Origin of the sequence: Delftia sp. S65 (genome assembly GCF_016516495.1) — a bacterium.
GTDB classification, from domain to species: Bacteria; Pseudomonadota; Gammaproteobacteria; order Burkholderiales; family Burkholderiaceae_C; genus Comamonas; species Comamonas acidovorans.
Map to the genome: position 1 here is coordinate 26,396 of NZ_JACVUR010000008.1, position 12,615 is coordinate 39,010.

Annotated in this window: 12 protein-coding genes; 4 read left to right on the forward strand and 8 right to left on the reverse strand. The window is 67.4% G+C overall.

Translation table 11 applies throughout. The features are described 5' to 3' along the window. The first annotated feature begins 56 nt into the window (after window positions 1-56). A complete protein-coding gene (locus IAE24_RS09585; protein ID WP_012203473.1) occupies window positions 57-839 on the forward strand; it encodes a 3-hydroxybutyrate dehydrogenase in 783 nt (260 codons plus the stop codon). Between the two features lie 38 nt (window positions 840-877). On the opposite strand, the gene IAE24_RS09590 is transcribed toward IAE24_RS09585, so the two are convergent. The 8 genes from IAE24_RS09590 to IAE24_RS09625 all read right to left on the reverse strand — a co-directional run bounded on the left by IAE24_RS09590 (window position 878) and on the right by IAE24_RS09625 (window position 8,925). Beyond that, on the reverse strand, window positions 878-1,873 hold the full coding sequence (locus tag IAE24_RS09590) for a tripartite tricarboxylate transporter substrate-binding protein (protein WP_154835610.1): 996 nt from the start codon (window positions 1,871-1,873) through the stop codon (window positions 878-880). 10 nt (window positions 1,874-1,883) lie between these two features. Continuing rightward, complete coding sequence (gene nadC / locus IAE24_RS09595; protein ID WP_034390574.1) at window positions 1,884-2,765, reverse strand: carboxylating nicotinate-nucleotide diphosphorylase; 882 nt, start codon at window positions 2,763-2,765, stop codon at window positions 1,884-1,886. 124 nt (window positions 2,766-2,889) lie between these two features. After that, window positions 2,890-3,840, reverse strand: coding sequence for an NUDIX hydrolase (locus IAE24_RS09600; RefSeq protein ID WP_013804059.1), 951 nt, complete (start codon window positions 3,838-3,840; stop codon window positions 2,890-2,892). An 87-nt stretch (window positions 3,841-3,927) separates the two neighbouring features. Beyond that, entirely contained in the window at window positions 3,928-5,421 is a 1,494-nt protein-coding gene (locus tag IAE24_RS09605; protein WP_199962476.1) for a class I adenylate-forming enzyme family protein, read from the reverse strand. A gap of 23 nt (window positions 5,422-5,444) precedes the next feature. Further along, window positions 5,445-6,179, reverse strand: coding sequence for a CoA-transferase subunit beta (locus IAE24_RS09610; protein ID WP_063327183.1), 735 nt, complete (start codon window positions 6,177-6,179; stop codon window positions 5,445-5,447). After that, a complete protein-coding gene (locus IAE24_RS09615; protein WP_065347412.1) occupies window positions 6,176-7,015 on the reverse strand; it encodes a CoA transferase subunit A in 840 nt (279 codons plus the stop codon). The genes IAE24_RS09610 and IAE24_RS09615 overlap by 4 nt, the downstream gene beginning before the upstream one ends. A 27-nt stretch (window positions 7,016-7,042) precedes the next feature. Continuing rightward, on the reverse strand, window positions 7,043-7,762 hold the full coding sequence (locus IAE24_RS09620) for an enoyl-CoA hydratase/isomerase family protein (protein WP_063327185.1): 720 nt from the start codon (window positions 7,760-7,762) through the stop codon (window positions 7,043-7,045). Further along, entirely contained in the window at window positions 7,759-8,925 is a 1,167-nt protein-coding gene (locus IAE24_RS09625; RefSeq protein WP_199962477.1) for a CaiB/BaiF CoA transferase family protein, read from the reverse strand. The genes IAE24_RS09620 and IAE24_RS09625 overlap by 4 nt, the downstream gene beginning before the upstream one ends. Before the next feature lie 212 nt (window positions 8,926-9,137). Between IAE24_RS09625 and IAE24_RS09630 the strand changes: the two genes are divergently transcribed. The 3 genes from IAE24_RS09630 (at window position 9,138) to IAE24_RS09640 (ending at window position 12,529) form a co-directional block, all read left to right on the forward strand. After that, window positions 9,138-10,103: a Bug family tripartite tricarboxylate transporter substrate binding protein gene (locus IAE24_RS09630; protein WP_199962478.1), complete on the forward strand. Its 966-nt coding sequence runs from the start codon at window positions 9,138-9,140 to the stop codon at window positions 10,101-10,103. Between the two features lie 25 nt (window positions 10,104-10,128). Then, window positions 10,129-11,661: an FAD/NAD(P)-binding protein gene (locus IAE24_RS09635; protein WP_233626426.1), complete on the forward strand. Its 1,533-nt coding sequence runs from the start codon at window positions 10,129-10,131 to the stop codon at window positions 11,659-11,661. 97 nt (window positions 11,662-11,758) lie between these two features. Continuing rightward, window positions 11,759-12,529, forward strand: coding sequence for an IclR family transcriptional regulator (locus IAE24_RS09640; protein WP_065347416.1), 771 nt, complete (start codon window positions 11,759-11,761; stop codon window positions 12,527-12,529). Window positions 12,530-12,615: the final 86 nt, after the last annotated feature.

The following is a 12,615-nucleotide window of genomic DNA, read 5'->3' on the forward strand; positions in this document are numbered from 1 at the left end:
GCCCCGCCGAAGATGGACACCGGCCTGTTTCATCCACTCTCCAGGAAAGACTCACCATGCAACTCAAGGACAAGGTCGCCTTCATCACCGGCTCGGCCAGCGGCATCGGCAAGGAGATCGCCACGCTGTTCGCCAGCGAGGGCGCGCGCATCGTCATTGCCGACCTCAACAAGGAGGCAGCCGACGCCACGGCGGCCGAGCTGCGCGCCACGGGAGCGCAGGCCATGGGCGTGGCCGTGGACGTAACCGACGAGGCCCAGGTCAACGCCTCGGTCGAGGAGGCCGCCCGGGCCTTCGGCGGCATCGACATCCTGGTCAGCAATGCCGGGATACAGATCGTGCATCCGGTGGAGGAATTCAGCTTTGCCGACTGGAAGAAGATGCTGGCCATCCACCTGGACGGCGCCTTCCTCACCACGCGCGCCTGCCTCAAGCACATGTATGCGCAGGGCCGGGGCGGCAGCGTGATCTACATGGGATCGGTGCACTCCAAGGAGGCCTCGCTGCTCAAGGCGCCCTATGTCACGGCCAAGCACGGCCTGATCGGACTGGCCAAGACCGTGGCCAAGGAAGGCGCCAAGCACGGCGTGCGCGCCAATGTGATCTGCCCGGGCTTCGTACGCACGCCGCTGGTGGACAAGCAGATTCCCGAGCAGGCCCGCACGCTGGGCATCAGCGAGGACGAGGTCATCAAGAACGTGATGCTCAAGGAAACCGTAGACGGCGAGTTCACCACCACAGAGGACGTGGCCCGCGTGGCCCTGCTGTTCGCGGGCTTCCCCAGCAATGCGCTGACCGGCCAGTCGCTGGTGGTCAGCCACGGCTGGTTCATGCAGTAAGTCGCCAGTCGGCCACCCAATTGGCCCTCAATCGGCCTTCAATCGGCCTTCAGGCCCAGCGCCCGGGTCACGGCGGCATAGCGGTCGATGTCGGCCGCGATCAGCGCCTGGAATTGGCCCGGTGTCTGCCGCGCCAGGGTGTAGCCCTGGTCGCGCAAGCCAGCGCTGACGGCGGGATCGGCCAGCGCCTGCTCCAGCGTGTCATGCAATGCCTGCACCGTGGCCCGGGGCGTGGCGGCAGGTGCCAGAAGGCCATGCCACTGCTCCACCGCAAAGCCCGGCAGGCCGCGCTCGGCCACCGTGGGAACGCCGGCCAGCTGCGGCAGTCGCTGCGGCGCCGTGACGGCCAGGGCGCGCACGCGGCCTGCAGCGATCATGGCCGCAGCACTGCTGGCCGTGACCATGCCCGCCGCCACCTGGCCTGCCGCCACGGCCGTGATGGCCGGGCCGCAGCCCTTGTAGGGCACATGCTGCACAAAGCGCTTCGCCTCCCGGGCCAGCATCTCGCCGGCCAGGTGCTGGGGCGTGCCGTTGCCGCAGGAGGCGAACAGCAGCGGCCGTTCCTGGTGCGCCTGGGCCAGCGCGTCCTCCAGCGTCTGCAGCGCGCTGTCCGCAGGCACGACCAGCACCGAGGCGATGGAGCCTGCGTTGAACACCGCCGTGAAGTCCTTGCGCGGATCGAAGTCCAGGCGCTCGTACACACCGGGGTTGATGGCGAACGAGCTGTTGGCCATCAGCAAGGTGCTGCCGTCCGCCACGGCCTGGGCCACGGCATGGGCGCCGATGTTGCCGCTGGCGCCGGGCCGGTTCTCCACCACCACGGGCTGGCCCAGGCGCTGCTGCAGCTGCTCGCCCAGGCGCCGCGCCAGCAGGTCCGTGCCGCCACCCGGCGGAAACGTCACGACGATGGTGATGGGCCGCTCCAGGCGCGTGCCGGCCTTGCCGGGCGCCGCCAGCCACAGCCCCGATGCGCCCGCCAGCAGCGCGCAGGCCGCTAGCGTCCAGAGTCCCCGCCCGCGCAAAGAAAATGCCATGGCCGAGTCCTCAGGTGTCGAGGCCGATGTCGAGAACCCGGGCGCTGTGCGTGATCCAGCCCACGGCGATCTGGTCCACGCCGGTCTCGGCCACGGCGCGCGCCGTCTCGGGCGTGATGCGGCCCGAGGCCTCGGTCACCGCGCGCCCGCGCGCCATGGAGACGGCCGTGCGCAGCGTGTCCAGGTCCATGTTGTCCAGCAGCACCACTTCCACGCCCAGGGACAGCGCCACCTCCAGCTGCTCCAGCGTGTCCACCTCCAGCTGGATCTGCACCATGTGGCCCACGCCCGCGCGCGCCCGGGCCAGGGCCTCGGCCACGCCGCCGGCCAGCGCGATGTGGTTGTCCTTGATCAGCACGGCATCGTCCAGGCCGAAGCGGTGGTTGCTGCCGCCGCCCACGCGCACCGCGTACTTCTGCAGCGCACGCAGGCCGGGCATGGTCTTGCGCGTGCAGGTCACGCGTGCGCCCGTGTCGGCGATGGCCCTCGCGATCGATGCCGTGGCCGTGGCCACGCCGCTCAGGTGGCACAGGTAGTTGAGCGCCACGCGCTCGGCGGTGAGGATGGCGCGCGCGCTGCCTTGGATGCGCGCGATCTCCTGGCCGGGCGCCAGTTCGCTGCCATCGCGCAGCACCGGCTCGAAACGCGACTGCGCATCCAGCGCACGGAACGCCAGCCGCGCCATGTCCAGCCCGGCCAGCACGCCCTCCTGGCGCGCCACAAGGCGCAGTTCGGCCTGTGCGTCGGCAGGGACGATGGCATCCGTGGTCAGGTCGCCCGCGCGGCCCAGGTCTTCCAGCAGGGCCGAGCGCACCAGCGGCTCCAGCATCAGGTCGGGCAGCGGCGGTACCGGCAGGCGGGCACTGAGGGCATTGGCAATATTAATGCTCATTTTGAGTATATGTAGGTCAAAAAAATGTGGCGCGCGGCCTTGCGGGCTTGAGCGAGGAACTTATGCTAGATACGAGCATAAGTGCTGTCAAGCCATTGTCACAATCGGGCAAGTGCCGTGCGGCTCAGGGGGAACCGTCGATTCCCTTGGCCAGGGGCAGCTTGCTGCCCGAGATGGCCCGCTCCAGCAGCACATCGCTGCGAAAGCGGAACAGCTTGGCGGGCCGGCCCGCCGAGCCCACCGTGAGCTGGCCGGTCTCCTCGACCAGATCCTGCTGCTCGATCAGGCGGCGGAAGTTCTGCTTGTGCAGCCCGCGCCCGGCCAGGGCCTCCACCGTCTGCTGCAGCTGCAGCAGCGTGAACTCGGGTGGCATCAGCTCGAACACCACGGGCCGGTACTTGATCTTGGCGCGCAGCCGCGCCATGCCCGTGGCCAGGATGCGGCGATGGTCGTGGTGCATGGCCTCGCCGGGCAGCATGGCGGCCGCGCCATGGACGCGGTGAGCCGCCTCCTGCACCAGTCCGGCCTCGTACAGCAGTTCGTAGCGCTGCAGCACCATGTCCTCGTTCCAGGGCCCGCCGTCCAGGCCGAAGGCGATGTCCGCGCGCTGGCGCCGCAGCGCACGCTGGGCGCCGCGCGCCTCGGCCATCCAGGCATGCAGGCGCGGAGCGATGTGGGAGCGCAGCAGGGCCGGCTCGCCGCCGCGCCAGTCTTCCCAGGGAAAGTAGCGGTACCAGTCCTGCCAGACGGCCTGCCCCGCGCTGCGGTCGGCAGACTCGCGCGTCAGCCCCAGGTAGCTGACCGAGATCACGCGCGCCCCGCTGGCATCGGTGCGATCGCCATCGGCAAAGGTGTAGAGCTGCTCCATGTAGCCCAGCGGGTGATGGGTCTGCTCCTCCACCCAGGCACGCAGGCCGGCCTGCAGCGAACGGTGCCCCACCTCGAACGGCCCCGCCGGCAGCAACTGCCCGTCCGCCGTGGTCAGCACGCGCGGTGTGCCCTGGGTCACGGCCGCCAGCACGGCAACGAGTTCGGCATGGATGGGAGAGGCTGCGGGACTGGTGGGGTGGGGCACGAAGGTGAGGGAGGTCGGTTGGCGGGATGGGTGATTATGGTGGGTTGCCGCCGCTGCGGCCGGCTGCCGCCCTGCCCACCCGGCCACTCAGGCCAGCGCGGCCTTGAGGATCTTCCTGTCCACCTTCCCTACGGAATTTTCCGGAAGGGCATCAACGTAGTGGTAGGCGACGGGTGCATGCATCCGCGAGAGCTCGCCCAGCACCGCAGCGGCCAGGTGCTGCTCCGTGAGTGCACGTCCCGTTTCGTCGCCGGTTCTCACGACGAAGGCGCACGGCACCTCGCCCAGGTCGGCATCGGGCCGGCCCACGACACAGCAGGCGCGTACGCCCGGCACCTTCGCAAGCACGCCTTCGATGAGGTTGGGAGAGAGGTTCTCGCCGCCGCGGATGATCACGTCCTTGATGCGGCCGGTGATGTACAGATACCCCTGGGCATCGAAGCGCCCCAGGTCTCCGGTGCGCAGTGCCGGCCCGGGGCCGGCGGGCGCGCCTGCGGTCCCCTCTTCGAGATAGCCCAGCATGAGGGTGGGTCCGCTGATGCAGATTTCTCCTTCTTGCAGGGGATCTTCGATCTCGGCACCGCCCGGCCTGGCAAGAAAGACCCGCTGCCCCGGCAGCACCGTGCCCACGGAGCCCACCCTGCGCGCGAGCGGCGGATTCATCGCAGAAGTGCAGGTCGCTTCCGAGAGCCCGTACGACACGACCAGGGGCACGCCCAACTTTTCCTCGACCCGCCTGTGCAGCTCCTCGGTGATGGGGGCCGAGCCGCAGCGCGCCATGCGCAAGGCGGCCAGCGAGGCTGGCGGAAACTCGAACGCGAGCATGCGCGAGTACATGGTCGGCACTCCCGTGATCACGGTGGGCCGATGCCGCTCCATCAGCGCCGGCATGTCCTGCGCCTTGAAGCGCTCCGCCAGCACGACGGTCGAGCCCGCCAGCAGTGGGGCCAGCAATTGGTTGTTGACGCCATTGGTGTGGTGCAGCGGCATGGTGTGCAGCAGCCGGTCCTGCGGGCCGAGCCCCGTGTGCCGGACGATGCCGTCCGCGTTGACCCGCAACCCCAGGTGGCTTTGCAGCACGCCCTTGGGCTTGCCGCTGCTGCCGGAAGTGAACAGCAGGTAGGCACAGTCCCGGGGGCCAGATGTGCAAGCCCAGTACGGCTGCACATCGGGAGCAAGGCTTTCCAATGCAATGCGCCGTACCTGCGCAACGGCCGCCAGACAGGGATCGTCATGGTGGCTCCGGTCATGCACCAGCCAGGTCATGGCCGTCGCCGCAAAACGCCTTGCGGTCTCCTCGGCGCCAAGCCCGGGCTCCAGCACGCAGGGACAGGCGCCGGCCACCAGGGTCGCAAGCAGTGCGCAGGCCAGGTCCAGCGACCGCGGCACGGCAATGGCCACGCGGTCGCCCTCGCGTATCCCGGCAACCCGCAGGCCACCGGCCAGCACGCCCACCCGCTGCGCGAGGGCTCCGTAGCTCAGGACACCGCCCTGCGCCACCAGGGCGGGCCTTGCAGCCCACCCTGGCGACTGCCAGCGGCGATGAAAGGCCGCGACCAGGGATTCGAATTCGTCGGTCATTGGCAGCTCCTGTCCGGTGCGGCTCAGCGCAGGCTCACGCGTGCATCGCGCTCGAACTGCCCGTCAGGGTCCAGCGAGGCCAGGGCCTGGAGCTCGCGCTGCGTTGGCGGGTCGGTGGGATGCGCCGTGCTGGCGTCAAACTCGAAACCCGTGCGCTCGCGCACTTCTTCGAGGGATGCCTGCGGGTGCCATGAATCCAGCGCCAGGCGTCCGTCGCGCTTGATGAAGGTCGCGATCGGAGTGACCACTCCATGAAAGCCTCCCCACGAGGTGCGAAAGTCGAGCTTGTTCACCAGGGTGCGCGTCGAATGCTCGGTACGCCAGGTGCACGCGCGCAAGGCGGTGGGAAGCATGACGGCGCCGCCGCCTCCACCGGGAAGGCGCACCTTGGGCCTGTGCCAGTCGCCGATCGCCGAGTTGTTGGCGCACCCCTCGCCGTCGATCTGCGCCGCGCCAAGAAACGTCAAATCCATGCGCCCGCGGCAGCACAGGTCGTAGAAGTCCTCGTTGGCGAAGATGGACGCGCTGCGCTGCGCGAGCACGGGGTCCGAGCTCGACAGCGGGACGCTGGACGGCTCGGGGTCCACGCCGCCCGCGACGTTGATGTAGATGAAGTCCTCATCCAGCGTCTTTTTGGCCAGCAGGCAGGCCAGCATGGGCAAGGTGGAATTGACGCCGCTGAACGTGATCTCGCCGGGCCGGATGAACCGGGCCAGGTTGATGGCGATGTATGAAAAACCGGACCAGTTCGCGCTCATCGTGCCTTCTCCTGTGTTGCTGCCTCGGGCGCTTTCGCCAGGTGCGCGGCCAGGGCTTCGTCGCCCTCGGCCAGATAGCTTTCGACCGCGGGGTAATCGATCGGATAGCTGGGCCAGCATGAGCCTGGCCAGGCGCCGCCGGGGACGACGGAGAAGGCTTCGACCATGAAATACGGCACGACGGTGGACTCCGGGTTGTCCTGGAATACCTGCGTGTCCACCAGCTTTTCCGCCACCACCAGCACACTGCGTGAGGCACGGCTCATGATGCGGTCCCAATGCGGCGTGCCCGCAATGCGCACGTTCCCCTGCCGGTCGATCTCCGAGGCAAGCAGCACCGCATAGTCCGGCTCGATGGCCGGGATGGCGTACACCGGTGCGCGATCCGAGTACGGGTCCGGCAGGCTCACCCAGCCGTTCAAGGCGGGCAGGTCGCTTCCGTGCAAGCCAGCGCACGGCTGAAAGGGGATGCCGTACGCCGCCGCGCGCAGCCCGGCGGTCAGGCTCGCGCAGGCATGCTCTTCGAGAACGACTTCCTGGCGCTCGACGGCCCGGCGGTACCAGGGCGCCAGGCCGAAGTTGCCCTCCATCGCGACGATGCCGGCCCGCACCTTTCTGACGGCCCCGGCCCGGCAAAGAATGTCGATGTCGTAGCCGGGAGACTGCTTGATGATTTCAAGGCCGGTCCTGCCCTGGCGGATCAGTTCGCGCACGAAGGCGAACGGGCCACGGTGAAGAAAGCTCCCGCCGATGGCCAGGGAGGCCCCGTCCGGTACGCGCGAGACGAGTTCCTGCAGGGGAACACATTTGTTTTTTCCGACGAATCCAGAAGGCATGGGTTGGTCCTTGTGAAAATTGCTCCACTACTGGCCCAGATACTTGCGCAGCCGGTCTTTCAACCCTGGCCGCGCGGCGGAACGCACCAGATGCGCCAGGTCGGCATCCGCCTGTACCGTATCGAGCGCGCGATACAGCGAGGCCCGGGCCTCGTCCTCGAGTTCAACGACCAGCGCTTCGCATTCCTGCACCACGCCCGGCCAATCCTCCTGGGCCAGGACCTGCTGGACGAATCCCATCTGCACGGCCTCGTCCGTGGAAAACGGCCGGCTTGCGCCGAGGATGTCCAAGGCCTTCTGCGTTCCCACCAGGTCGGCGAAGCGCCGGGTTCCGAGCACCAGGCCGAACTTCAGGCCGGGCATGCGGAACATGCCCTGTGCGCTGGCAATACGCCGGCGGCATGCGGCGAACAGGTCGACGCCAGCCCCGTACACCTTGCCATGCGCCAGGGCGACGGTGTATGCCGGCGACGTTGCAAGCGCCTGAAGCAGCTGTTCGATGCGGATGAAGCGCAGGACGAGATCGCCTTCGCTCTGTGCCTCCAGGTCGGACAGATCGAAGCCGGCGCACAGGCTCTTTCCAGCGCCGCGCAGGACCAGCAGGCGAGCCCCCTGGGCATGGGCATGCCGCACCCCCTCCAGCAGTGCGTCGACCAGCTCCGCGTTGAGGGCATTGAGCTTGTCGGGGCGGTTGAGGGTGAAAGTCCAGCGGTGGCCGCTGACCTGGATATCCAGGACGCCGCTCATACCGTCTCCTTTGCGCCATCGCGCAGCGGACCCAGCACCTGCTCGTTGTGCTCGCCCAGCGAAGGCGGCCGCAGCCGGACCGCCAGCGTGCGGTCATCGAAGCGGACGGGCGAGACAAAGGTCCTGGTCTTCACGCCGTTGGGCAGCTCCAGCGGTTGCACCCACTGCATGTGCTCGACCTGCGGGTCGACGAGCACCTCCGAGTACCGATTGATGGGCGCGCAGGGCACCCCCGCGTCGCGAAAGCGCTGCAGCCAGGTCGCCGTGTCGGCGCGCACGAACTCCTCTTCGAGGATCTCCAGCAGAGCATCCTGGTGCTGGGCACGCAGCGTCGGCGTCAGGAAACGGGCATCATCCAGCAGCGCCATCTTGCCGACCACTTCGCAGACCGAACGCCACAGCGCGTTGTTGCCGGCGGCCATGCCGAAGTAGCCATCGGACGAGCGAAAGACGCGGTACGGCGCGTTGCGGGGATGGGCCGAGCCCAGCGCGCGCGGGTCACGCCCGCTGCCGAAGTACTCCGATGTCTGTAGCGCCGCGATACCCAGCGTGGCGCCCAGCATTGGCACATCCAGATGTACACCCTGTCCGCTGGCCTGCGCCGCACGCAATGCCGCCGCAATGGAGAAAGCGGCATACAGGCCCGCGGAGAAATCGGCCAGCGGCACGCCGCACTTCACGGGAGCGCCGCCCTCCTCCCCGGTGATGCTCATGATGCCGCTCATGGCCTGGACGGTGAGATCGAACCCGCCTTCCCCGGACCGCGGCCCCGACTGTCCGTAGGCCGAGATGGAGCAGTAGACCAGGCGCCGGTTCAGGGCCTGCAGGTCCTTGTAGCCCAGCCCCAGGCGGTCCATGACACCGGGGCGATTGTTCTCGATGAGCACATCGGCACCCCGGACCAGCTCGCGCAGCAGTTGCACATCGCCGGCCTCCTTGAGGTTGAGGGTGACCGACTTCTTATTGCGATTGAGCGAGGCGAAGTTCTCGCTGTAACCGTCACTGATGGGTGGCCAGCTGCGCAGGGTGTCACCGCCTTGCGGGTTCTCCACCTTGATCAGCTCGGCCCCCAGGTCCGCCAGGAGCATTCCACAAAAAGGCCCAGCCGCCACGTTGCAGATCTCGATCACTTTGATGCCGTCCAGCGGCAGTTGATGGCTCATGTTGTCTCCAAAAACGAGGGGCGTGGTCGGCGTGTGCGGTTGGCTGGGGTTATCGCCAAGGTGTTGCCGCGTTGACAAATCCTACCAGCGGCGCCCATGATGTCAACAAATTATGAGACATCAATCCTAATTTTTGGGAATAAACAAAGAACTGAATTCAAGCCGACAGCGATCAGAAACCCACCGACCCCAAGGGCAAAAGGAGATAAAAGATGATTCACAGACGCCAAATCCTGGCAGGCATCGCAGGCATGGCCTGCTCGGGGCCGTTGCTCGCACAGCAATGGCCGGCAAAGCCCGTGCGCGTCGTCACGCCCTACCCGCCCGGCGGCGCGACCGACATCACGGCACGCGTCTATGCGCAGTACCTGGGTCAATGGCTGGGCCAGCCCTTCGTCATCGAAAACCGGGCAGGCGCCGGAGGCGAAATCGGCGCCACGGCCGTGGCCAACAGCGCCGGCGACGGCTACAGCCTGTTGTTCGGAGCGATTGGCAGCCTGGCCATCCACGCGGTCATCCCCACGCAAAAGCCTCCCTACGACCTGATGACGGCATTGACCGGCGTCTCCATGGGCAGCTCGGTGCCTCTGGCCATCGCGGTGCGCAGCGACCTGCCCGCCCATTCCGTGGCCGAGCTGGTCAAGCTCGGCAAGGCCGGCGGCAAAGGCCTGAGCTATGGCTCCGCAGGCAATGGATCCACCCAGCACATGACGGGGGAGTACTTCCAGCAGGCGGCCGGCATGAAACTGATGCACATCCCCTACAAGGGAAGCGCGCCCGCTGTCGCCGATCTGCTGGGTGGCCAGATCGACCTGGTCTTCGAGACGCTGCCGGCACTGGCCTCGCAGATCGGCAGTGGCAAGCTGCGCATACTGGCCGTGACCAGCGCCAGGCGCAGCGACATGCTGCCCGACGTGCCCACGCTCAAGGAATCGGGTTTCCCGGATTTCGAAGTCACGACCTACTACGGGCTGCTCGCGCCCAAGGCCACACCACCGGCCATCGTGGGCCAGCTCTCGAAGGCCATGCAGGAGATCGCAAAGATGCGCGAAGTACGCCAGACGCTGCAAAAGCAGGGCGCCGATGCCTACGCAAGCAGTCCCGAACACACCACCCGGCTCATCGAGGCCGAGCTGGCCAAGTGGGGCCAGGTTCAAAAGACTGCCCAGGTGCAGTGAACGCAACGGCACCCTCATGCAAAGCATGCGAATTGCCGTCGTGGGAGGCGGCTCCGTGGCCACATCCTTCCTGTTCCATCTGGTGCGTGCGCGAGTGCAGGCACAAAGCGCCCTCCCTCGGCTGCAGGTGCTGGTCTTCGAGCCAGCCCCTGCCGTCGGCCGTGGAGCGGCCTATGCCGACGACGCACCCACCAATCTTCTGAACGTCACGGCCGGCAGCATGTCCGTCGCCGAAGATGACCGGCAACACTTTCTGCGCTGGCTCCACCGCCAGGCAATCACCCATTTCCAGGGCGAGCAGATCACGCACGACTCGTTTCTGCCGCGCCCGCTTTTCGGCCGCTATCTGGAAGATGTCTACCGCGAAACCTGTGCCACGGGGGCCACGTTGGGCGTGGACATCCGCCACGTCCGGGAGGCCGTGCACGATGTCAGGGCAGACCCACCGGCCGGCTACCGGCTCGTGACACAGCAGGCAGAGCACATCGCGCAACGGGTGATCCTCGCCATCGGCAACCTGAGCTCGGCCGCGTTCGGGGACCTGCGCGGCCACGCCGGCTACTTCGACAGCCCGTACCCGGTCCGGGCACTGGCCTGTGGCATCCCCCGCGATGCGACGGTATGCGTGCTGGGCACGAGCCTGAGCGCCATCGACGCCGTGGTGGCGCTTGCCGAAGCCGGCCACACGGGGCCGATGTACTGCATGTCCCGCAACGGCAGGCTTCCGTCGGTCAGGGGCCTGAAGAACCAGCCCGTCACACTGAGTCCGCGCCTTGTGGCCACCCTTGCCGAAGGGGTCGCCCAAGGCCGCCGCCTGACACTGCGAGAGGCAATGGGTCTGCTCGCAGACGAACTGGCGCACCAGGGCATAGCGTTCGACGAACTCCTGGACCTGCAGGCTGCACCGCCCCCTGCCACGGACTATCTGCAAGAGGAAATCACGCTGTCCTCATCGCGTCCACGGCAATGGCAGTCGCTGGGCAATGCGCTCAACGCCGTCGTGGACGCCATCTGGCAGCAGCTCGACGACGCCGGGCGCGAGCGCTTCGACGCCACGCTGCGCAGCATCTGGATGGCTCGCCGCGTGACCTTCCCCATCGAGAATGCACGCAGGCTGCAGGCATTGCTTCGTGCGGGGCGCCTGCAGGTGATGCCGGGCCTGCAGTCTGTAGCCCCGGTCCCCGGCCAGCACCACCGGTTCCGCATTCAGGCCCGGGACAGGGCCGAGCTGCAAGCGGACGTGGTCATCAATGCCACGAGCTTTTCCGCCGACGCCAGGCACTCGGACCTGCCATTGCTGCGCAACCTGCTGGACCGGGGCGAGGCCTGCCCTCACCGCTTCGGCGGCTTGTGCGTGGATTTCGCGACCGGAAATCTGATGCGGTCCGACGGCAGCATCAATGCGGACATCAGCGTGCTGGGCACCATGGCGGCAGGAACCTACTTCTGGACCAACTCCATGGATGTCAACGCACGGCTCGCACGGGGAGTGGCCGGCCGACTGGTCCAGGAGTTGTGCGCATCGGAAACTCGGGCCGAGCGAACCTGCCCCATCTGATCCCCGGGCACGGCGCGAGCGGGCTCGCAAAGATGCTGTCCGGGCCGTGAGCGACGCCATGCGTGCTAAGCTCATCCCAACATTTGGGATTCATTGCATGGACAAAACGCTACTCAAGGGCCTGGCAGTGCTGGAGGCCATTGCCGAGATGCAGGGCGAGGCACGCGTCATCGACGACGTGGCGGCCCGCGTGGGCCTCACCCGAAGCAATGCGCACAGGACACTGCAGACCCTCATCCACGCCGGATACGTGGAGCGCGACCCGGCAGGCGGGGGCTTTCGCAGCACGACCAAGATGTATGCACTGGGCGTGCGCCAGCTGGGGCAGCTCGACCTGCGCAAGATCGCTCCCTCTTTCATGGCGGTACTGGCCGAGGAAAGCGCGGAGACGGTCCATCTGTCGGTGCTTGAAGGGCAGGATGTCATCTACGTGGACAAGATAGACAGCGTCCAGCCCATACGCGCCTACTCGATGATCGGTGGCCGCGCTCCCGCCTATGCCGTGGCCACGGGCAAGGCCCTGCTGGCGGCGCAGCCCGCGCAGTACCTTGACCGGCTACCTGACCCTTTGCCGAGGTTCACGCCAAACACGATCGTGAGCAAGGAGCTTCTGAAGGCCGAATGCGCCAAGGCGCTTCGCGTCGGATATGCGGTCAATCGCGGGGAGTGGCGCGAAGGCGTTGGCGGCCTGGCCGCAGCCGTGTACGACGCCTTCGAGCGTCCCGTGGCCGCCATCGGCATTTCGGGACCGCTGGACCGCCTGAGCGTGGCCCGCATGAAGGAGATGGCGCCGCGCGTCATCGACGCCGCCGCGCAACTCTCGAAGGCCTTGGGGTATACGCGCGGGTATTTCGGCGAATCGGTCTGAACGGACTCATAGATCCACTGACCCGTGGCCTGAAGGCTTGGCCGTTTGATCATCCCTGCATCCCAGTTCACGCTCGAGGTCGGGGC

Coding starts and splice junctions, on each gene's coding strand:
- IAE24_RS09585 (WP_012203473.1), top strand. CDS start 57: ATGCAACTCAAGGACAAGGTCGCCTTCATCACCGGCTCGGCCAGCGGC.
- IAE24_RS09590 (WP_154835610.1), bottom strand. CDS start 1,873: ATGGCATTTTCTTTGCGCGGGCGGGGACTCTGGACGCTAGCGGCCTGC.
- nadC (WP_034390574.1), bottom strand. CDS start 2,765: ATGAGCATTAATATTGCCAATGCCCTCAGTGCCCGCCTGCCGGTACCG.
- IAE24_RS09605 (WP_199962476.1), bottom strand. CDS start 5,421: ATGACCGACGAATTCGAATCCCTGGTCGCGGCCTTTCATCGCCGCTGG.
- IAE24_RS09610 (WP_063327183.1), bottom strand. CDS start 6,179: ATGAGCGCGAACTGGTCCGGTTTTTCATACATCGCCATCAACCTGGCC.
- IAE24_RS09615 (WP_065347412.1), bottom strand. CDS start 7,015: ATGCCTTCTGGATTCGTCGGAAAAAACAAATGTGTTCCCCTGCAGGAA.
- IAE24_RS09620 (WP_063327185.1), bottom strand. CDS start 7,762: ATGAGCGGCGTCCTGGATATCCAGGTCAGCGGCCACCGCTGGACTTTC.
- IAE24_RS09625 (WP_199962477.1), bottom strand. CDS start 8,925: ATGAGCCATCAACTGCCGCTGGACGGCATCAAAGTGATCGAGATCTGC.
- IAE24_RS09630 (WP_199962478.1), top strand. CDS start 9,138: ATGATTCACAGACGCCAAATCCTGGCAGGCATCGCAGGCATGGCCTGC.
- IAE24_RS09635 (WP_233626426.1), top strand. CDS start 10,129: ATGCGAATTGCCGTCGTGGGAGGCGGCTCCGTGGCCACATCCTTCCTG.
- IAE24_RS09640 (WP_065347416.1), top strand. CDS start 11,759: ATGGACAAAACGCTACTCAAGGGCCTGGCAGTGCTGGAGGCCATTGCC.